This window comes from Streptomyces sp. NPDC048171, assembly GCF_043202655.1.
In the GTDB taxonomy this organism is placed as follows: domain Bacteria; phylum Actinomycetota; class Actinomycetes; order Streptomycetales; family Streptomycetaceae; genus Streptomyces.
In genome coordinates this window covers 40,453-61,320 of record NZ_JBIDAU010000001.1, presented here as the reverse complement: position 1 = coordinate 61,320, position 20,868 = coordinate 40,453, and the positions used below count along the sequence as shown (strand labels likewise).

General features: G+C 74.3%; 11 protein-coding genes. 8 read left to right on the top strand and 3 right to left on the bottom strand.

The genetic code is table 11. The features are described 5' to 3' along the window. Positions 1–271 precede the first annotated feature (271 nt). The 3 genes from prfB to ACGF3J_RS00195 form a co-directional block, all read right to left on the bottom strand. Positions 272–1,378: a peptide chain release factor 2 gene (prfB, locus tag ACGF3J_RS00205; protein WP_161330908.1), complete on the bottom strand. Its 1,107-nt coding sequence runs from the start codon at positions 1,376–1,378 to the stop codon at positions 272–274. A gap of 83 nt (positions 1,379–1,461) precedes the next feature. After that, the gene (locus ACGF3J_RS00200; protein ID WP_393853285.1) at positions 1,462–2,706 is read right to left on the bottom strand and encodes a serine/threonine-protein kinase; all 1,245 of its coding nucleotides are present in this window, start codon (positions 2,704–2,706) and stop codon (positions 1,462–1,464) included. Between the two features lie 105 nt (positions 2,707–2,811). Next, positions 2,812–4,491 (bottom strand): serine/threonine-protein kinase, encoded by a 1,680-nt coding sequence (locus ACGF3J_RS00195; protein ID WP_161331569.1) that lies wholly within the window; start codon positions 4,489–4,491, stop codon positions 2,812–2,814. Positions 4,492–4,929: 438 nt separating this feature from the next. Here ACGF3J_RS00195 and ACGF3J_RS00190 point away from each other — a divergent pair, with 438 nt between their 5' ends. The 8 genes from ACGF3J_RS00190 (at position 4,930) to ACGF3J_RS00155 (ending at position 20,853) form a co-directional block, all read left to right on the top strand. Beyond that, positions 4,930–8,763: an FHA domain-containing protein gene (locus tag ACGF3J_RS00190; protein ID WP_393853455.1), complete on the top strand. Its 3,834-nt coding sequence runs from the start codon at positions 4,930–4,932 to the stop codon at positions 8,761–8,763. 239 nt (positions 8,764–9,002) lie between these two features. Beyond that, complete coding sequence (locus ACGF3J_RS00185) at positions 9,003–10,400, top strand: ABC transporter substrate-binding protein (RefSeq protein ID WP_161328075.1); 1,398 nt, start codon at positions 9,003–9,005, stop codon at positions 10,398–10,400. Positions 10,401–10,403: 3 nt separating this feature from the next. After that, entirely contained in the window at positions 10,404–11,750 is a 1,347-nt protein-coding gene (locus tag ACGF3J_RS00180) for a carbohydrate ABC transporter permease (protein WP_202557911.1), read from the top strand. Then, positions 11,747–12,610 carry a carbohydrate ABC transporter permease gene (locus tag ACGF3J_RS00175; RefSeq protein WP_393853284.1) on the top strand — a complete coding sequence of 288 codons (864 nt, stop codon included), beginning with the start codon at positions 11,747–11,749 and terminating at the stop codon, positions 12,608–12,610. Before ACGF3J_RS00180 ends, ACGF3J_RS00175 begins: the two co-directional genes overlap by 4 nt. A gap of 177 nt (positions 12,611–12,787) precedes the next feature. Further along, positions 12,788–15,040 carry a bifunctional glycosyltransferase family 2 protein/CDP-glycerol:glycerophosphate glycerophosphotransferase gene (locus ACGF3J_RS00170; RefSeq protein WP_346346057.1) on the top strand — a complete coding sequence of 751 codons (2,253 nt, stop codon included), beginning with the start codon at positions 12,788–12,790 and terminating at the stop codon, positions 15,038–15,040. A gap of 92 nt (positions 15,041–15,132) precedes the next feature. Further along, positions 15,133–17,337, top strand: coding sequence for a CDP-glycerol:glycerophosphate glycerophosphotransferase (locus ACGF3J_RS00165; protein ID WP_161328078.1), 2,205 nt, complete (start codon positions 15,133–15,135; stop codon positions 17,335–17,337). Positions 17,338–17,344: 7 nt separating this feature from the next. Continuing rightward, positions 17,345–19,579 (top strand): CDP-glycerol glycerophosphotransferase family protein, encoded by a 2,235-nt coding sequence (locus ACGF3J_RS00160; protein ID WP_393853283.1) that lies wholly within the window; start codon positions 17,345–17,347, stop codon positions 19,577–19,579. Beyond that, the gene (locus ACGF3J_RS00155; protein ID WP_161331559.1) at positions 19,576–20,853 is read left to right on the top strand and encodes a hypothetical protein; all 1,278 of its coding nucleotides are present in this window, start codon (positions 19,576–19,578) and stop codon (positions 20,851–20,853) included. The genes ACGF3J_RS00160 and ACGF3J_RS00155 overlap by 4 nt, the downstream gene beginning before the upstream one ends. Positions 20,854–20,868: the final 15 nt, after the last annotated feature.

Sequence of the window (20,868 nt, the reverse complement as noted above, 5' to 3'; positions counted from 1 at the left end):
GATCGACGGGGGTGGCTGCGCTTATGTCCCCCGGTTCACATGCGCCCCAGAAATACGCATGCCGCGCCTCACCCTTGCGAATGTTCAAAGCAACGTCAAGGCCATTGCGTACGCGATGTCCAGGTACGGGACGTATGCCGGACACTAAGGGTGTGAGTGTGATGTAAAACCCAGACATCACCGGCGAACGGCGGGCAGAGAAAAGGCAACCTCCGCCCGGTGGACGGCAGTTGCCTTGTCGACAAAGCGGCGCGTGCGCGACCGCTTCGCGTTACTTCTCCTGCTGCTTGCGCCAGCGAATTCCGGCCTCGAGGAAGCCGTCGATCTCGCCGTTGAACACGGCCTCGGGGTTGCCCACTTCGTGCTCCGTGCGCAGGTCCTTGACCATCTGGTACGGGTGCAGCACGTACGAACGCATCTGGTTGCCCCAGGAGTTGCCCCCGTCGCCCTTGAGGGCGTCCATCTTGGCCTGCTCCTCCTGACGGCGCCGCTCCAGGAGCTTGGCCTGGAGGACGTTCATCGCGGTGGCCTTGTTCTGGATCTGGGACCGCTCGTTCTGGCAGGAGACCACGATGCCGGTGGGGAGGTGGGTGAGCCGCACCGCGGAGTCGGTGGTGTTCACGCCCTGGCCGCCGGGGCCGGAGGACCGGTACACGTCCACCCGGAGCTCGGACTCGTCGATCTCGATGTGGTCGGTCTGCTCGACCACGGGGAGGATCTCGACGCCCGCGAAGGAGGTCTGGCGGCGCCCCTGGTTGTCGAAGGGCGAGATGCGCACCAGGCGGTGCGTGCCCTGCTCGACGGAGAGGGTGCCGTAGGCGTAGGGCGACTGCACGGCGAAGGTGGTCGACTTGATGCCGGCCTCCTCCGCGTACGACGTCTCGTAGACCTCGGTCTTGTAGCCGCGCTGCTCGGCCCAGCGCAGGTACATGCGCTGGAGCTTCTCGGCGAAGTCGGCGGCGTCCACGCCACCCGCCTCGGCGCGGATGTTGACGAGCGCCTCACGCGCGTCGTACTCGCCCGAGAGCAGGGTGCGGACCTCCATCTCGTCCAGCGCCTTCTTCACGGCCGCGAGCTCGGACTCGGCCTCGGCACGGGTGTCCGGGTCGTCCTCCTCCTCGGCCATCTCGAAGAGCACGCCGAGATCGTCGAGCCGCCCGCGCAGGGCCTCGGCCTTCCGCACCTCCGCCTGGAGGTGGGAGAGCCGGCTCGTGATCTTCTGCGCCTCGTCCGGGTTGTCCCACAGGGAGGGCGCGGCCGCCTGCTCCTCGAGCACGGCGATGTCTGCCCTCATCCTGTCGAGGTCCAGGACGGCCTCGATCGACTCCATGGTCGAGGAGAGGGACTTCAGCTCTTCGGATACATCGACGACTGCCACGCGTCCAGCGTAACGGCTCCACCGACCGGCCCCGGCCGGACCGGGGCACGGGACGCGGGCGGCGGGCGTGCGGCCGCCCGGAGTCAGGGGGAGGCCGGGGCCGAGTTCCGTGTGTCCTGGGGGCCCGGGTCGGTCTCGTCGGCACTGGTCGCCAGCCAGGTGCCGACGCCGATCGCCGCCACCAGGGCGACCGCGCCGCCGGCCAGGGCGAGGCGGCGGCGGCGTGCGGCGGCGCGGTTGCGGGCCGAGCCGGGGCGTGGGGCGCCGGAGGCGCGTGGGGCGCGGGCGGTGCCCCGGGCGCCGCCCGCCAGCTCGTCCGGGGCGGGTACGCGCATCGAGGTGTGCGTGTCGCGGTTGGAGTCGGCCGGCTTCGCGCCCGGCACCAGGGGCACGGCTCCCCGGCGGCGTACCGGTTCCCCGGCGGGCGCCGAGGAGGTCGCGGGCTCCTCGGGCGAGTCCTCCTCCTGCTCGGCGTCGGGCTCGTCCACGTCCAGCGGGCCCATCCCGGCCAGCATCGGCAGCAGCTCGCGCAGCCGGACGCTCAGCTCGGAGGCGCGCAGCCGGGAGGCGGGGCCCTTGGCGAGGCACTGCACGAGGAGCTGCCACAGCTCGTCGGGGATGCCGGGGAGCGGGACGACCGTCTCGGTGACGTGGCGGCGCAGTACGGCGCCGGGGTGGCCGCCGCCGAACGGCGTGAAGCCGGCGAGCAGCTCGTACAGCACCGTGGCCAGGGCGTAGATGTCGACCGCCGCGCGCGGGGGCAGGCCCTCGACGATCTCCGGGGCCAGGTAGTCGGGCGTGCCGATGATCTTCGTGGCCCGGGTGCGCCGCGGGGTGTCGATGAGCTTGGCGACCCCGAAGTCCGTCAGCAGCGCCGGGTGGGAGCCGCCGGGGCCGAGCGGGCCCTGCATGTCGAGGAGCACGTTCTCCGGCTTGACGTCGCGGTGCACGACCCCGGCGGCGTGCGCGGCGGCCAGGCCGTCGGCGACGTCCGCGACGACGGCCACGGCGGCCTCGGGCGACAGGCGCCGCTCTCGGTCGAGGCGGGTGCGCAGGTCCGTGCCACGGACCAGGTCCATGACCAGGGCGAGGTCGTTGCCGTCGACCACCAGGTCACGGACGGAGACTACGTGCGGGTGCTCCAGACCGAGCAGGGCCGTGCGCTCCTGGACGAAGCGCGAGACCAGCTCCTGGTCGGACGCCAGGTCCTCGCGCAGCAGCTTGATCGCGACGGGCCCCTCGGGACCCTCGCCGAGCCACACCGTGCCGGCGCTGCCCCGCCCGAGGATCTGGTGGGCGGTGTACCGGCTGCCGATCTTCCGTGCCAAGACTGCTCCTACCGACGCGTGTTGCGCCTAAAAGTACGCGTCCGCGGAGCCAACCTTCACAACGGAGGCGGAAATCACCCGCCGGATGTCGACAAGTCTCCAGACTCAGCCGCCGGTGGAGCCGCCGCCGCCCGAACCGCCCAGGTCCCCGATCCAGTCGGTCGCCGTGGTGAACCAGTCGCTGAGCTGCTCCCAGTAGCCCTTGCCGGTGCCGATCCAGTCCTGGAGCGGGCTCAGCTCCCAGATGAGCCAGCCTGCCACGAACATGATGACGAGCGTGAACAGGCACCCCTTGAGGCAGCCGAGCCCGGGGATGCGCATGGGGTTCGCGCCGCGCTGCCGCGGCGGGCGCGGCTCCCGCCGGGGCGGCCGGGGCTCGGGCGTGGGCGGCGGCGCGTACCGCTGGGGCTGCTGCGGCTGCGGGGTGGCGTACCGCTGCGGCTGTTGCTGCTGCGGGTAGCCGTAGCCGGGCTGCTGGGGCGGCGGGCCCTGCGGGGCCTGCCGGGGCTGCTGCGGCGGGCGGGAGACCTGCCGCTGGGGGCGGCGGCGCAGCGGGTCCTGGTTCGGGTCGAGGTACTGGACCTGCGTCTGCTCGTTGCGGTCGCGGGCGGCCCGCAGCTGGTTCTGCCAGGGGTGCGGGTCGTCGGGCCCGCCGGGCTGTCCGCCCTGGCCCTGCCCGGGCGGCACCGGCGGCATGACGGCGGTCGGGTCGGCGGCCCCGCGGTTGGGGAGTACGGCGGTGGGGTCGGCGGCGCCGGACGGGTTGCCGGTGTGCGGCAGGACGCTGGTCGCGCCGTTCGGGTCGTAGCCGCCGTTCTGCGGCAGGACCTGCGTCGGGTCGGCGGCGCCGGGGTCGCCCGGGACCTGTGCGGGCGCCGGGTCGGGGACGAGGAGCATCCCCACGTTCTCGGCGGCGCCGATCTGCGCGTTGTTCGCGTGCACGCCGATGCCGTCGGCGACGACGCGCAGGCCGCGCGCGAGGTTCTCGGCGCTGGGGCGTTCGTCGGGGTTCTTGCGCAGGCAGCGCTCGATGACCGTCCAAAGCGGGTCGGGGACGGTGGAGGGGCGGCGCGGCTCGGCGCTCAGGTGCTGGTGCAGCACTTCCAGGGCGGAGCCGCCGCCGAACGGGGGACGGCCGGTGACCAGCTCGTACAGCAGGATGCCCGCGCCGTACACGTCGACGGCGGAGGTCTGGGGGCGGCCCTCGGCGGACTCCGGCGCGACGTACGCGGGCGTGCCGACGAACTCGTGGGTGCGGGTGAGGCCGGGCGAGTCGGCGAGGCGGGCGATGCCGAAGTCGGTCAGCATCGGGTGCATCTCGCCGCCGGTCTGCTTCAGCAGCACGTTGGCCGGCTTCAGGTCGCGGTGGACCACGCCGTCCGCGTGGCTGGCGGCGAGGGCGTCGGCGATCTGGGCGGTGAGCAGGGCGGCGGCGACCGGGGTGAGCGGCCCGTTCTCCCGCAGGTAGCGGTGCAGGTCGGGACCGGCGACGAGGTCCATGACGAGCGCCAGCAGTTCGCCCTCCACGACCAGGTCGCGGACCCGGACGATGTTGGGGTGGGTGAGCCGGAGCAGGACGGAGCGCTCCCGCAGGAAGCGCATCACGATGTCGGGGTCGCTCGCGAGCTCTTCCTTGAGGACCTTGATCGCGACGGTCTCGCCGGGCTGTCCGGCCACGGCCGCCTCGGCGCCCGCGGTCTCCCGCTGGCGCGCACGCCAGACGGTGCCCGTCGCGCCGCGACCGAGGGGCTCCTCGAGGAGGTACTTGCTGCCTACCGGCCGCACGTCATGCGCTCCTAGTTGCTTGCTGGCTGTTCCGACCCACTGTAAGGCCACGCTCCCGGCACCGGGCTGTCGTCATTCCGCGGTTGTTCCGTGGTGCCCATTGGCCTGCCGGTAAGCCTTACGTTCCGCTCCCGGGCCGTGTTCGAAGGAAAGACGCTCGACCCGGTCCCTTGGTTGCCGATGCCCGGACGTGACCGATCTCAAGCCGACGGTCTTCGATCACCGCCGAGGCACCTGTCAGGCATTTTTGGGGTCAGAGCCGACCAATCAAGATCATTTGGCGGCGGGAGGCGGGCGCGTTGTCAGTGGCAGGTGCGAGGATGCGTGGAGAACTGGCCGACGTGCTCGTGTGGCGGTGGGGGAAGTCCGCGGTGGGTGACCGTGGTGACGGCTTCTGCCCGGCGTGCGGGCGCCCGCGCGAAGGGACCGCTGACGGCGATGCAGATCCGGCTGACCGTCGTAGACCCGCTGGGCCCGCATGCTTCGGCGGGGGGCCGCGCCGCGAGCAGCGACGTGCTGGTCACCGCGCCGGCCGGCACCGCCCTGGCCGCCGTCGCCTCCGCGCTGGCCGCGGCGCTCCCCGGCGGCGAGACGCCGGGCACCGGCCAGGTGGTGCTGTACGCGGGCGCGCACCGGCTGGACACCCAGCGCAGCACCCTGGGCGAGCCACCGCTGATCGACGGCGCCGTGCTCTGCCTGGGCGCCCCGGGCGAGCCCGACCCGGACACCGAGCCGGCCGGCGTCCCCGCCCAGCTCCACGTGGTCGCGGGCCCCGACGCGGGGGGCGTCCACCTGCTGCACGGCGGACAGATCCGCCTCGGCCGCTCCGCCGACGCCGATGTCGCGCTCGACGACCCGGACGTCTCCCGGATGCACTGCGCGGTCACCGTCACCCCCGACGCCCGCGTCTCGGTCGCCGACCTCGGCTCCACCAACGGCACCACGCTGGACGGCACCCGCGTGGGCGACCGCCCGGTCCGCTTCGCGCCGGGCGCGCTGCTGCGGATCGGCGAGTCGGCCCTGCGGCTGGTGCCGGTCCAGCGCGAGGCGACGGCGCGGGCGGCGACGACGCCGGACGGAGAGGGGTACGTACGGCTGTCCGGGGCGGCGGCCCCCGCACCGGGCCGCGGCGACGCCGACGAGGTGGCGCACACGCGGGTGGCCGACGGGGGTCACGCGGGCGGCACGGACGGCGCCTCCCGCGCGGAGGGCGCCCGCCCGGCGGGCGCCCCCTCCCGGGACGCGGGTGTGACGAGCGGCACCGCGCGTGCGGGCGGTGCGGCGTCCGCCGGCTGGCACACCCCGGCCCACGGGACCGGAACGGACGGCGGCCGGAGTGCGGCACCCGCCGAGCCTCCCCAGGTGCCCGGCCAGGGCGGTGCGCCCCGCATAGAGAGCCACGGCACGGGTCCCACGGCCGGCTTCCCCCGGCAGGCCCCCGCGGGGGGCGAGACCCACGGCGGGGCGGCGTCCTACGGGGCGTTCGACCCGGCGGGCGGGTACGGAGCGGGAGCGTTCGGAGGGGGCGCCGCCGCTCCGGACGGGTCCGACGCGCGTGGTTCACGCGGTGGCGGGCACGGAACGCGCTCCACCGAGACCGGCCGCCCGGACGCGGGTGCGTCACGCGGTGGCGGGCACGGAACGCGCTCCACCGAGACCGGCTGCCCGGACGCGGGTGCGTCACGCGGTGGCGGCCATGACGGCACCACCGCCGCCCCGGGCGGCTCCGGCACCGCGACCTCACCCGACGGCAGGCCCCCCGCTCCGGCACCCCGCAGGGGCGAGCCCCGGACCGACCCCGCCGAGCGGTCCGCGCCCGGCACGGGAGCACCCCGCCCCCAGCCCGCCGGCGCGGGCGGATCGCACCCCGGCGCACCCGGGCACGGGGGCGACGACGATGGGGTCCCGGGCGGTGGCACCGGACGCAAGGGCACCCCCCTGCGCGGCACCGACCTCCCGCAGGGTGTGCGGCGGCGCGGCGGTATCGGCGCGTGGGCGCGACGGCTGACCGGCGGACGCGGGAGCGCGCAGGACGACACCGCCACCGGCGCGCACGCCTACGACGACGAGACGGCCGGCCCGGCACCGACCGCACCCGGTGGCACCTCCCACGCCCCGGAGACCTGGCCGGACGCGGCGTCACTGCTGCTGACCGCGCTCGGCCCCGGGCCCCGGCTGTGGGAGCGGGGCCCGGCGCACCCGGAGGCGCTGGCCGTGCGGCTCGGTACGGCCGACCGGGTGGCGCCCGGCGGTACCGAGCCGTTGCCCGCGGTCCCGGTGACCGCCGGGCTGCGCGAGGTCGGGGCGCTCGGCCTGGCCGGCCCGCGCGCCCGGCTCGCCGGGCTGGCCCGCTCGGTGCTGGCCCAGCTCGCCGCGCTGCACTCCGCGGAGACCCTGGAGATCGTCCTGATCAGCGCGGACCGCTCCCGTCCGCTCGCCGAGCGGACCGCCGAGTGGTCCTGGCTGGGCTGGCTCCCCCAGCTGCGCCCGGCGCACGGCCAGGACTGCCGCCTGCTCCTCGCCCACGACCGCGAACAGGCCACGGCCCGCGCCCACGAGCTGGTCCGCCGTCTGGACGACCACCTGTCGGACGCCCGGCCCAAGGCCAGGCCGGCGACGGCCCCCGGTGGCACCCGGCAGCCCTCCTGGGCCCGCCCCGACGACGGCACCGACCCGGCCGACGGCTTCGCGGGGCCGTACAGCGTGGTGGTCGTGGACGGGGACCCCGGCGGGGCCGACGTGCGCGAGACCGTGGCGCGGCTGGCCCTGGAGGGGCCGCGGGCCGGCATCCACGTCCTGTGCCTCGCCGAGACGGCCGCCGCCTCCCCCACCTCGCCCGTGGCGGAGACGTACGAGGCGGCCTGCGCGGTGTCACCGGTGTTCCGGGAGTGCGGTGCCGTGGCGCTGCTCAGCGGCGACGTGGCGACGACCCTGCGGCTGCTGCGCGTCGCGCGCACCTCCGGCGAGGCCCCCGCAGGCCCGGTCGGGCACGGCACCCTCGGCACGGTCGACGCCGTCTCCCTCGCGTGGGCGGAGCGGTTCGCGCGCGCCCTGGCACCCTTGCGCACCGATGCCCCCGCGGGCGGCGAGCGGCACACGCGGGTGGCCGCGCCACTGCCCCAGGCGGCCCGGCTCCTGGACGAACTGGGCCTCGCCCGCGCCACCCCGGCCTCCCTGATGGCCCGCTGGGCCGACGCCGCCGACGACACGCACGCCCTCGGGGGACGTGCCCACGCGGTCCTGGGCGCCGGACCGCGCGGCCCCGTCACGGTCGACCTCGCGGCCGAGGGACCGCACCTGCTGGTCGAGGGCCCGCCCGGCAGCGGCCGCACCGAGCTGCTGCGGGCGCTCGTCGCCTCCCTCGCCTCCGCCGACCGCCCCGACCGTCTCGGCGTCGTCCTGATGGACGGCCGCGACAGCGTGGGCACCGACGGCGGGCACGGCGAAGGACTGGCCGTCTGCACGGACGTACCGCATGTCACCACCCACCTCACCGCCAACGACCCCGTCCGCATGCGGGAGTTCGCCCAGTCGCTGAGCGCCGAGCTGAAGCGGCGGGCGGAGCTGCTCGGGCGGTCGGAGTTCCCCGAGTGGCACACCGGACGCGAGGTGTCGGGCCGCCTGGTCGCCCAGCGCACTCCTCCTGACGGCGCACCCGGCACCGCTTCGGCGGCCGACGACGGGGACCTCGACTCCCCGCCCAGCTCCACCATGCGGCTGCGCCCGGGAGCGGCCAGGCGCCGGTCCGGGGCCGTCCCGCCGCTGCCCCGCCTCGTGGTGGTCGTGGACGATCTCGACGCGCTCGTCACTCCCCCGCTCGGCTCGCCCGGACGCCCCGCGGCCGGGTCGGTCGTGCGGGCGCTGGAGGCCGTCGCGCGGGAGGGCGGACGGCTGGGCGTGCACCTGGTGGCCGCCACCGCGCCGGGCGGCCGTACGGCCCAGACGGAGCCCGCCCTGCGCGCCACCCTGCGCATCACCCTGGACACCCCGGCCCCGGGACCGGACGAACCGATGCCGGGACGCGGCCGGTTGACCCGCCCCGACGGACCATCCGTGGTCTTCCAGGCCGGGAGGGTCACCGGCCGCATCCCGCGCACCGCGACGCTGCGCCCCACGGTGATCCCGCTGGAATGGCACCTCATGGGCGACCCGCCCACCCGCCGCCCGGTACGCGAGCTGGGCAACGGCCCCACCGACCTGGCCCTGCTGGCCAGCGCGTTGGAACGGGCGGCCCGCGAGGTGGAGGCGGCTCAGGTCCCGTCACTCCTGTGACGCCGGGCACATTTCAGCCCGTCCGGCGTTTGAGGACGAGGCCGTCCAGGCCGACAGCGGGGGCGCGGGGGCGGCAGCCCCCGCATACGCCCACACCCACGCCGCCCACCTGGTCACGACGCGGTCACGATCTTCCCAACCACCGCGAACGCGGTCTTGCCGCCCTCACCCCCCTGGCGTACACCAGAGCGCACGGAAGAGCGCTCAACGTTCGACGAGGCACGAAGAACGGGGCAGTGATGCGCACGAGCAGCACCATGGGGCCACGCAGGACCCTCGGCACAAGCACCCGGATCGCCGCCACCCTCGCCGCGGGAGCGCTCGCGCTCTCGCTCACCGCGTGCGGTGGCGACGACGACAACGGCGGTGGCGACAAGGGCAGTCAGGGTGACGGCGGCAAGGACACGGCCGCCACCGTCACCCTCCCGAAGCTGGACGGCGAGAGTCTGGAGGTCGCCGCCGTCTGGACCGGCGCGGAGCAGGAGAACTTCAAGAAGGTCCTCGCCGAGTTCGAGAAGCGCACCGGCGCCAAGGTGACCTTCGTGCCCGCCCAGGACCCGATCATCAACTTCCTCGGTTCGAAGATCGCGGGCGGCGCCCCGCCGGACGTGGCGATGCTCCCGCAGCCCGGCGCCATCAAGCAGGCCGTCGAGAAGGGCTGGGCCAAACCCCTCGGCGCGGAGGCCGCCAAGGAGCTGGGCGAGAACTACTCGCCGGGCTGGCAGGAGATCGGCAAGGTCGGCGGCAAGCAGTACGGCGTGTACTACAAGGCCGCCAACAAGTCGCTGATCTGGTACAACGCACAGGTCTTCGAGAATGCGGGGGCCGCCGAGCCCAAGACCTGGGACGAGCTGCTCACCGCCGCCCAGACGATCTACGACTCGGGCGTGACGCCGTTCTCCGTCGGCGGCGCGGACGGCTGGACCCTCACCGACTGGTTCGAGAACGTCTATCTCTCGCAGGCGGGCCCGGAGAAGTACGACCAGCTGGCCAAGCACGAGATCAAGTGGACGGACCCCTCCGTCAAGGAGGCGCTGACCACCCTCGCCGGGATCTGGGGCAAGAAGGACTACGTGGCGGGCGGCGCGTCCGGCGCGCTCCAGACGGAGTTCCCGGCCTCGGTGACGCAGACCTTCACCGGCGGCGACCAGCCGAAGGCGGGCATGGTCTACGAGGGCGACTTCGTCCAGGTCAACATCGGCGAGACGGACGCGGAGGTCGGCACCGACGCGAAGGTGTTCCCGTTCCCGGCGGTCGGCGACACCGCGCCGGTGGTCTCCGGCGGCGACGCGGCCGTGGTCCTGAAGGACTCGAAGGCGGCGCAGGCGCTGGCCACCTGGCTGGCCTCGCCCGACGCGGCGACGATCCAGGCGAAGCTCGGCGGCTACCTCTCCCCGAACAAGAACGTCGAGGCGTCGGCGTACCCGAACGACGTGCAGAAGAAGATCGCCGAGGCGCTGGTCGCGGCCGGCGACGACTTCCGCTTCGACATGTCGGACCAGGCCCCGCAGGCCTTCGGCGGCACGCCCGGCAAGGGCGAGTGGAAGGCCCTCCAGGACTTCCTGAAGAACCCGAAGGACGTCGAGGGCGCACAGCAGCGGCTGGAGGCGGACGCGGCCGCCGCCTACGGGAGCTGACGGATGACGTCGGCCACGGCGGCGGGGACCTCACCGGGCCCCGCCGCCCCCAAGTCGCGCAGGAGCGTGACCGGCACCCGCAGGACCGTGGCGGCCCTGTTCCTGCTGCCCGCCCTGGTGCTGCTCGGCGCGCTCGTGGTCTACCCGATCGGGTACTCGCTGGTCCGCAGCTTCTACGACCAGTCCGGCGACTCCTTCGCCGGATTCGACAACTACCAGGCGCTGTTCACCGACGACGGCATCCGCACCGCCCTGAAGAACAACGTCATCTGGGTGGTGTTCGCGCCGACGGTCGCCACCGCGCTCGGCCTGATCTTCGCGGTGCTGACCGAACGGATCCGCTGGGGCACCGCGTTCAAACTGGTCGTCTTCATGCCGATGGCGATCTCGATGCTGGCGGCCGGGATCATCTTCCGCCTGGTGTACGACCAGGACCCGGACAAGGGCGTCGCCAACGCGGTGTGGGTCGGCGTGCACGACACGTTCGCCGAGTCGTCCGCGTTCCCGAAGGCGCACCCGGGCCGTGATTCACCGCTGGAACCGGCCGGCGGCGGCGCCTTCGTCACCAAGCAGCCGGTGGAGGCCGGCACCGCGGTCGTCCTCCCCCTCGTCGGCGTCGCCCCCGACCTGATGCCGGACGGCGCGCAGAAGGCCGTACCCGCCGAACCCGAGGACGGGAAGATCACCGGCACCGCCTGGCAGGACTTCACCCGCGGCAAGGGCGTCGGGAAGCTCAACGGCGTCGACGCGGCCGAACTGGGCTACGCCGGGATGACGATCGAGGCGGTTAAGGACGGCAAGGTCGTCGCCTCGGCGAAGGCGTCGGGCGACGGCACGTTCACGCTGCCCGCCGCGGCCGACGGGGCGCTGCTCAGACTTCCCGCCGACAACTTCAAGGAGCCCTACAACGGCCTGGACTGGCTCGGCCCCTCCCTCGTCACCCCGGCCATCATCGGGTCGTACGTGTGGATGTGGGCGGGTTTCGCGATGGTGCTGATCGCGGCGGGTCTCGCCGGGATGCCCCGGGAACTCCTCGAGGCCGCCCGGGTCGACGGCGCCAACGAGTGGCAGGTCTTCAGACGGGTCACGGTGCCGCTCCTGGCGCCGGTCCTCGCGGTCGTGGTCGTCACCCTGATGATCAACGTCCTGAAGGTGTTCGACCTGGTCTTCATCATCGCCCCGGGCTCCTCGCAGGACGACGCGAACGTGCTCGCCCTGGAGCTGTACCGCAAGGGCTTCGCCTCCGACCAGCCGGGCATCGCCAGCGCCATCGCGGTGTTCCTGCTGCTCCTGGTGATCCCAGTGATGTGGTTCAACGTACGGCGACTGCGGCGGGAGGTGCGGCGATGACGAAGGCGAAGCGTTTCCTGGGGGCGCGGCTGGCCGAGGGCGTCAGCGGCGGCCTGGTCCGGGTCTTCCTGATCGTCGTCGGCCTCTTCTGGCTGGTGCCGACGATCGGCCTGCTGCTCTCCTCGCTGCGCACCCCGCGGGACATGGCGGCGAGCGGCTGGTGGGAGGTCTTCACCAAGCCGTCCCAGCTCACGTTCCAGAGTTACGAGGACCTGCTGGCGAACGGCGACATCACCTCGTCCCTCCTCAACACCGTGCTGATCACCGTCCCCGCGACGGTCCTGGTCGTGGTCATCGGATCGCTGGCCGGGTACGCCTTCGCGTGGATGGACTTCCCGGGCCGCGACTGGTGGTTCCTGGCCGTGGTCGGGCTGCTGGTCGTCCCCGTGCAGGTGGCCCTGATCCCGATCGCCGAACTCTTCGGCAAGATCGGCCTGTTCGGGTCGATCGTCGGCGTGGTCCTCTTCCACGTCGGTTTCGGCCTGCCCTTCGCGGTGTTCCTGCTGCGGAACTTCTTCGCGGAGATCCCCCGGGAGCTGCTGGAGGCGGCCCGACTGGACGGCGCCGGTGAACTGCGGCTGTTCGTGCGGGTCGTGATGCCGCTCGGCGGGCCCGCGATCGCGAGCCTCGGCATCTTCCAGTTCCTGTGGGTGTGGAACGACATGCTGGTCGCGCTGATCTTCTCGGACTCCGGGAGCCAGCCGATCACGGTCGCGCTGCAGACGCAGGTACGGCAGTTCGGCAACAACATCGACGTGCTGGCGCCGGGGGCGTTCATCTCCATGGTGATCCCGCTGGCCGTGTTCTTCGCGTTCCAGCGGCAGTTCGTCTCCGGCGTGATGGCGGGTGCCGTCAAGTAGCCGCCGCGACAACACCCTTGAAGGGGCGGACCGGTCACCGGTCCGCCCCCTCATCCGTACGGGGCACCGGGCGCGGCGAGGATCCCCCGAATGCCGCAGCGGCCGTAACCAAGTCACTCCATTGGCCGTTCCCGGCGCGAAGGCCCGCGCCGACCCCGCCGACCCATGGATGTTCCCGTGCCCAGGTTCAGTGTCATCGTGCCCGCGTACCGGGTCCAGGAGTATCTGCACGCGTGCCTGGAGTCGGTGCTGACCCAGTCGTACCAGGACTTCGAGGTGATCGTCGTCGACGACGGGTCGCCGGACGCGTGCGGTGCGATCGCCGACGAGTTCGCGGACCGCGACCCGCGCGTACGCGCCGTGCACCTGCCCCGGAACCAGGGCCTCGGCCCCGCCCGCAACGCCGGCATCGAGCGGGCGAACGGCGACTACCTGGTCTTCCTCGACGGCGACGACACCCTCGCCCCGGACGCGCTCCGGGCCCTCGCCGACCGCGTGAAGGAGACCGGCGACCCGGACGTGCTGGTCTACGACTACGCCCGGACGTACTGGACCGGCGAGACCGTCCGCAGCCGGGCGGCCGCACACCTCACGGAGCAGGGCCCGGCGCCGTTCCGGCTGGCCGACCGGCCGGGGCTGCTGCACCTGCTGATGGTGGCCTGGAACAAGACGGTGCGGCGGGAGTTCGCCGAGCGCGAGGGCCTCACCTTCCCGCCCGGCTACTACGAGGACACCCCGTGGACGTACCCGGTCCTGCTGGCCGCGGAGTCCGTCGCCACCCTGGACCGGGTCTGCGTCCACTACCGGCAGCGCCGCCGGGGCAGCATCCTGGGCACGCCGAGCGAACGCCACCTGGACGTCTTCACGCAGTACGACCGGGTCTTCGCGTTCCTCGAGTCGCATCCCGAGCACGACCGCTGGCGGCCGGTGCTGTACCGCCGCATGTGCGACCACCTGGCGACCGTGTTCACCCGCCCCGACCGCCTCCCGCGTTCCCTGCGCGCCGAGTTCCTGCGCCGGGCGCGGGTCCACTGCCGCCGCTACCGGGTCGCCGGTGCCCTCGTCCCGGCGCCGGTCCGGGTGCGTCACGCCCTGCTCCGGCTGGGCCTGCGCCGCACCTGGGAGGCCCTGCGGCTGGCGTCCGCCCTGCGCCGACGGACGGCGACGGCCGCCGCCGGATGGCTGCGGGCCGCCCGGACCGGCGCCCTGCGCCTGCACTACCGCGGCCAGCGCCTCCTCCCGCTGCGCGCCGACCGCGCCCTCTTCGCCGTGGACGGCGGCGGGGGGTACGGCTGCAACCCGGGCGCGCTGGAGGAGGCGTTCCGCCGCTTCGCGCCGCACGTGCGCACCGCGTGGGCCGCCGCCCCCGCGCACCACCACACGGTCCCACCCGCGACCCGGCGTCTCACGCCCGGCACGGCCGCCTACTGGACGGCGCTGGCCCGCTCCCGGTACCTGGTGCACAACTCCGCCTTCGACACCGGCCTGGTCAGGCGCCGGGGCCAGGTACTGGTCCAGACGCAGGCCGGTACGCCGCTCGCGCACATGGGCCTGGACCTCCAGGAGCGGCCGGCCGCCGCGGGCGGCACCGACTTCACCCGGTTGCTGCACGAGGTCGACTCCTGGGACTACGTGGTCTCCGCCAACCGCCACTCCACCCTCACCTGGGAACGCGTCCACCCCGGCGGCTACACCACCCTGGAGTACGGCCAGCCCCGCACCGACGCCCTCCAGCGGGCGACCGCCGAGGACGTGGCCCGGCTCCGCGAGACCCTCGGGATCCCCGAGGGCACGGTGGCGATCCTGTACGCGCCCGCCCACCGCGACTACCGCCGCACCCAGCGCACGGCCCTGGACCTGGAGCGCGTCGTACGCCGCCTCGGCCCCCGCTTCATGGTGCTGGCCCGCGTCGGCCCGGGCCGCGGCGTCGGACCGGCCTCGCCCGTCGGCCGGGTCCTGGACGTGAGCGGCCACCCGAGCGTGGAGTCCCTGTGCCTGGCCTCGGACGCCCTCGTCACCGACTACGCGTCCCTGATGTTCGACTACGCGGGCCTGGACCGGCCGATCGTGCTCCACGCCGACGAGCCGGAGGCGTTCGAGGCGGCCCGCGGCACCTACGTCGACCTGCGCTCCGCCCCGCCGGGGCCGGTCGCGCGGGACGAGGACGAGCTGATCGGCGTCTTCGCCGGCGGCGACTGGTACGGCGCCCGGTCCACCCGGCTGCGGGCCGAGTTCCGCGAGCGGTTCTGCCCGTACGACGACGGCCACGCCGCCGAGCGCGTGGTGCGCCGGGTGGTGCTCGGCCAGACCCGGCTGCCTCCGGTGGTGCCGCCCGGCGCCCGTCGTCCGCCCGCGGCGGCGGTCGCCCGCACCCCGCTGGCCACGGTCCCGCAACCGGCCGGGCCGCGCACCGTCACCGACAGCCTCTGAGCGCCGTTGGTCCCTCGGGAGCCCGGGGTGCCACGCGGCTCACGGCCGGCGCAGGGCTCCCGACGGACCAGCACATCGAGAGGAAGAGCAGCATGCCCCGCTTCAGCATCATCGTCCCGTCCCATGGGGTCGCGGGGCGGCTCTCCCAGGCACTGGACTCGGTGCTCGCCCAGTCCTACGGCGACTTCGAGCTGATCCCGGTCTGCGACGCCCCGGACACCGCCGCGGCGGACGTCGCCGAGGAGCACGCCGGACGGGACTCGCGGGTGACGCCCGTGCACGCCCCGCCGTCGGCCGGGCTGGCCGGGGCGCGCAACGCCGGGATGCGGGCGGCGACCGGCGCGTACCTGCTGTTCCTCGACGGCGACGACGTCCTCGTGCCGGGCGCGCTGGCGGCGCTGGAGGCGCGGCTGGCGGACACCGGGGGCGTCGACGTGCTGTATTTCGAGTACGAGCGGGTGCCCTGGTGGGAGGGCGAGGTCACCAACCCGGCCGCCCCGCTGCTGGCGGGGGCCCCCGACGGCGCCTTCACCCCCGACCGCGCCCCCGGCCTGACCGGCGTGCGGCTGCCCGCGTGGAGCGCCGTCCACCGCCGCACCTTCCTCACCGAGCGCCGGCTCTCCTTCCCCGACGGGCACTTCACGGACATCGGCTTCGGCGCCCTGGTCGCGGCGCGCGCCGAGCGCGTGGCGGTGCTGCGCTCGGTGGTCGTCCGGCACCTGGTGCGGCGCCAGGGCAACCGGCTGAACCTGCCCGGCGCGCACCACGGTGACCTGCTCGACCAGGCCGAACTGGCGCTCGCGCACGCCGCCGAGCGGGGGTTGCCGGACGCGCGCCGCGGGCCGCTCTTCGAGCACCTGTTCGCCGCGATCCTGAAGACGGCGACGCATCCGCGGCGGCTGACGAACCGGCAGCGCCGGGTCTTCTTCCGGCGGGCGAGCCGCCTCTACCGCCGCCACCGCCCCGCCGGTTTCCGCCCGCCGGGCGGCCGGCTCGGCGTCCAGCACCGGCTGCTGGCGTGGGGGTCGTACGCCGGTTTCCGCGGCCTGCGCGCCACGAACCGGGCACTCGCCGGGGCGCTGCGCCGCCTGCCGTGGCCGCGGGGGCTGCGCACCCGGCTGCTGTACCGCCGCCACCTGCGCCGTCCGCTGGATCCGAACCTCGTCGTGTACTGCGCCTACTGGGGCCGCGGCTACGCGTGCAGCCCGGCCGCGATCCACGCCAAGGCCCGCGAACTCGCCCCGCACCTCAGGTCGGTTTTCCTGGTCGAGGCGGACCAGGCGCACACCGTGCCGGAGGGCGTCGACCACGCGGTCATCGGCGGCCGGCGGTACTGGGAGGTGCTGGCCCGCGCCAAGTACCTGGTGAACAACGCCAACTTCGCCGAGGGCGTGGTCAAGCGCCCCGGCAGCGTGCACGTGCAGACCCAGCACGGCACCCCGCTGAAGACGATGGGCGTGGACCAGTCGACGTATCCGGTGGTGGCCGCGGCCAGCGGCAGCTTCACCCGGCTGCTGGGCCGCGTGGACCGCTGGGACTACAACGTGTCCAGCAACCGGCACTCCACCCAGATGTGGGAGCGCGCCTTCCCGGGCTCGTACGAGCACCTGGAGTACGGCTATCCGCGCAACGACGTCTACTGCACGGCGACCGCCGAGGACGTGGCCCGCGTCCGCCGCGAACTGGGCGTCCCGGAAGGGGCGACGGCGGTCCTGTACGCGCCCACGCACCGGGACTACGAGAGCGGCTTCGGCGCGGGCGGCCTGGACCTGGAGGCGTTCTGCGAGGCGGCCGGCGAGGACGTGGTGGTGCTGCTGCGCGCCCACTACTTCTACGACCGGGGCGGCCGCGCGGGCAGCGGCCGGATCATCGACGTCACCGCGCACCGCTCCTCGGAGGACGTGTGCCTGGCCGCGGACGCGCTGGTCACCGACTACTCGTCGATCATGTTCGACTACGCCAACCTGGACCGGCCGATCGTCGTGTACGCCGATGACTGGGACGTCTACCGGGAGACCCGGGGCGTCTACTTCGACCTGATGGCGGCGCCGCCCGGACCGGTGGCGCGGACGCCTCAGGAGCTGGCCCGCGTCTTCGGCGACGGCTCGTACGCGGGCCCGGAGTCGGCTGCGCTGCGGGCGGCCTTCCGGGAGCGGTTCTGCGAGTTCGACGACGGCAGGGCCGCCGAGCGGATCGTGCGCCGGGTGCTGCTCGGCGAGCCGCCCGAGGCGCTGCCGCCCGTGATCCCGCTCGCGGAGCGCGTCCCGGCCCCCGCCGCCACCCTCGTAAGGAGCTGACCCCGCCGTGCCCCGCTTCAGCGTCATCCTTCCCTGTTTCAAGGTGCAGGGCTTCCTGCGCGAGTGCCTCGACTCGGTCCTGGACCAGTCCTTCCGGGACATCGAGGTCATCGCCGTCGACGACTGCTCGCCCGACGGCTCGGGCGCGATCCTGGACGAGTACGCCGCCCGCGACGACCGGCTGCGCGTGCTGCACCTGGAGGAGAACGTCGGCCTCGGCCGGGCCCGCAACGCCGGACTGCCGCACGCCACCGGCGACTACCTCTTCTTCCTCGACAGCGACGACACCCTGACCCCGGGCGCGCTGCGCGCCATGGCCGACCGGCTGGCGGAGACGGCCGGCCCCGAGGTCCTGGTCTTCGACTACGCGCGCACCTACTGGTGGGGCGGCACCCGGCGCAACGCCCTGGCCCGGGTGCTGGCCGAGGCCGGGGAGGGCACGTTCACGGCCGCCGGGCACCCCGAGATCCTCGACCTGCTGATGGTGGTGTGGAACAAGGTCTACCGGCGCGACTTCGTCGAGCGCGAGGGCTTCACCTTCCCGCCCGGCTACTACGAGGACACGCCCTGGACGTTCCCGGTGATGTTCAGCGCCGAGCGGATCGCCACGCTGGACCGCATCTGCCTGAACTACCGGCAGCGGCGGCAGGGCAACATCCTGTCCACCACCAGCCGCAAGCACTTCGACGTGCACGCGCAGTACGAGCGGGTCTTCGCCTTCCTCGACGCCCGACCGGAGCTGGCCCGCTGGCGGCCGTTCCTGCACGCCAAGATGGGCGAGCACTGCCTGGACATCCTGTCCAAGCCGGACCGGCTGCCGCCCTGTGACAAGGCCGAGTTCTTCCGGCGCACCGCCGAGATGTTCCGCGCGTACCGGCCCGAGGGCGCCGAGGTCCCGGCCGAGCTGCGGGTGCTGGCGGGCGGCGCGCTCGGCTACCCGTCCTACCGGCTGCGGCTGCGGTCCGGGCAGGCGGCCCGGGAGCTGGAGCGCCGGGCACGGCAGGCGGGGGGCGCGGTCGCCGGGCGGCTGCGCGGGGCCGGCAGCGCGCTGCGCACGCGCCGACCGCTGGACCCGGACCTCGCGGTGTACTCGGCGTTCTCGCACCGGGGCGTGCTGGGCGACCCCGCGGCGATCCACCGCAAGGCGCGCGAACTCGCCCCGCACCTGCGCGGGGTGTGGGTGGTGCGCGACGAGGAGACGGCGGCGCTGCTTCCGCCGGACACCGAGCACGTGGTCCTGGGCAGCGCCGGCTACCGGCGGGTGACCGAGCGGGCGACGTTCTTCGTCAACAACGTCAACTGGCCCGGTGCCGTGACCAAGCGCCCGGGCAGCGTCCACATCCACACCCACCAGGGCACCCCGCTCAAGTACATGGGCGTCGACCTGCTGGGCCGGCCCGGTGCCCGGCACGGCCTGGACGTGCCGCAGATGCTGCGCCGGGCCGACCGCTGGGACTACAGCCTGGTCGCCGGCCGGTACGCGGAACGGGTGTGGGAGCGGGCGTACCCGTGCCACTTCGCGTCCGTGCCCAGTGGCAGCCCGCGCAACGACGTGCTGGTGAACGCGGGTCCGGACGACGGCCGCCGGGTGCGTGAGCGGCTGGGCGTCCCGGACGGAGACACCGTGGTGCTCTACGCGCCGACCCGGCGGGAGTACCGGCGGGGCGGGCTCGTCGAACGCCTCGACCCGGCCCGGCTCGCCGCGGACCTCGGCGAGGGCCACACCCTGGTGGTCCGGCTGCACCCCTCGCTGGCCACCGGACCGGCCCGCGGCATGGGCCTGTCGGAGCTGCACCGGCGGGGCGTCCTGGTCGACGCGACGGACGAACCGCACGTGGAGGAGCTGATGCTCGCCTCCGACCTGCTGATCACCGACTACTCCGCCCTGCTGTTCGACTACGCCCTGCTGGACCGGCCCGTCGTGATCCACGCCGACGACTGGCGCGCGTACGAGGCGAGCCGCGGCGCCTACTTCGACATCACCGAGGAGGCACCGGGGCACGTGTCGCGCTCGTACCGGGAGCTGGCCTGGCTGCTGGCGTCCGGGGCGTGGCGGGACGAGGAGGCGGCGCGGCTGCGGTCGGCGTTCCGGGCCCGGTACTGCGAGTACGAGGACGGCCGGGCCGCCGAGCGGGTGGTGCGGACGCTGCTGCTGGGCGAGCCGATGCCCGGCCCGGAGCCGTCCGGCGTCCCCGGCGCCCGTTCGGTCGCCGCCGGCCACGACCTGCTCGCCTCCTCGTGAGACCGCGGCTGTGGGTGCTGGTCCTGGCCGCCGTGTTCGCCGCGCTGCAACTGGCGAACGTCACCGGCCGGGACACCCCCGACACCAAGAACTACCTGGCGTACACGCTGAGTCTCAGCGGTGAGGGCAAGCGCGGGGTGGCGACGGCCACGATCGACTACGTGTGCGCGAGCCGGGCCGAGCGGGCCCGGCGGGACCAGGGCGTGCACGTGGTCCGCTTCCACCGGCCCGACCCCACCGACCAGGTGGCGGCCGAGTGCCGGGAGCAGGAGTGGGGGGTGGTGGCGCCGCAGCTGGCGGCGGGCCGGACCGGCGGGCACACCCTGCCGTACATGCCGGACCGCTTCATGCGGATCTTCGAGGTGCGGCCCGGCTACCCGCTCCTCCTGGTGCCGTTCGTGGCGGTCTTCGGGGTGACCTGGGGCCTGTGGGCGGCGGGCGTCGTCATCGCGTGCGCGGGCGGGGTGCTGGCCTTCCTGATCCTGCGCACGCTGTCGGTGCCGGTGCCGCTCGCGCTGGGCGGGCAGGCGCTGTACTACGCGCTGCCGTGCGGGACGACCGCGATGCGCCCGATGACCGAGGGGCTGCTGATGGCGCTGACCCTGGCGGCGGTCTGGGGCTGTGCGCTGATGCTGCGGGCGGGGCGGACGCGGGCGGGGCTCGCGCTGGTGGCCGGGTCGCTGGCGGCGCTGTTCACGGTCAAGCACTCCCAGTCGCTGTTCCTCGGGGTGTGCCTGGCGGCGGCGGGCGCGCTGATCGCCTTGCGCCGCCGACGGGGCGGCCGGTCGTCCCGGGACGTGCTCGCGCTCGCGGCGGTGGGGCTGGCCGGGGCCGTCGGCACGCTGGTGCTGGCGCGCCTGCTGCACTACCCGTCGGTGTCGGACAGCGTGCAGGATCTGCTCACCGACCACTTCGCGCGGCCCGACCGGGAGCGTCCGTGGCCGGAGTTCTGGCAGCTGCAGGGCAACTTCTGGGTGGAGTGGCTGCGCCGGCAGGCGTGGCAGCCGCTGTTCGTCGCGGCCCTGGCCGCCGGGGCGTGGGGCGCGCTGCGGCGCGGGGGCGCGGTCGGCGGGTTCCTGGTCGCCGCGGCGTGCACCGGGATCCTCACCCAGGCCGGGCATCCGGACATCAACATCTGGGGCGAGCGGCTGATCGTGCTGGCCTGGCTGCTGCCCGTGGTGGGCATCCCGCTGCTGCTGGAGCCCGTGGTGCGGGGTGGCAGGGTGCCGCTGCCCGCGCAGGGGCCGGCCGCCCCGGTCCGGGCGGTCGGCTGAGCCTCACCCGTTGAG

Bases quoted from the DNA above. Each gene is read 5' to 3' on its own strand.
- ACGF3J_RS00165 (WP_161328078.1), top strand. From the start codon at position 15,133: ATGCCCCGCTTCAGCATCATCGTCCCGTCCCATGGGGTCGCGGGGCGG.
- ACGF3J_RS00175 (WP_393853284.1), top strand. From the start codon at position 11,747: ATGACGAAGGCGAAGCGTTTCCTGGGGGCGCGGCTGGCCGAGGGCGTC.
- ACGF3J_RS00180 (WP_202557911.1), top strand. From the start codon at position 10,404: ATGACGTCGGCCACGGCGGCGGGGACCTCACCGGGCCCCGCCGCCCCC.
- ACGF3J_RS00185 (WP_161328075.1), top strand. From the start codon at position 9,003: ATGCGCACGAGCAGCACCATGGGGCCACGCAGGACCCTCGGCACAAGC.
- ACGF3J_RS00190 (WP_393853455.1), top strand. From the start codon at position 4,930: ATGCAGATCCGGCTGACCGTCGTAGACCCGCTGGGCCCGCATGCTTCG.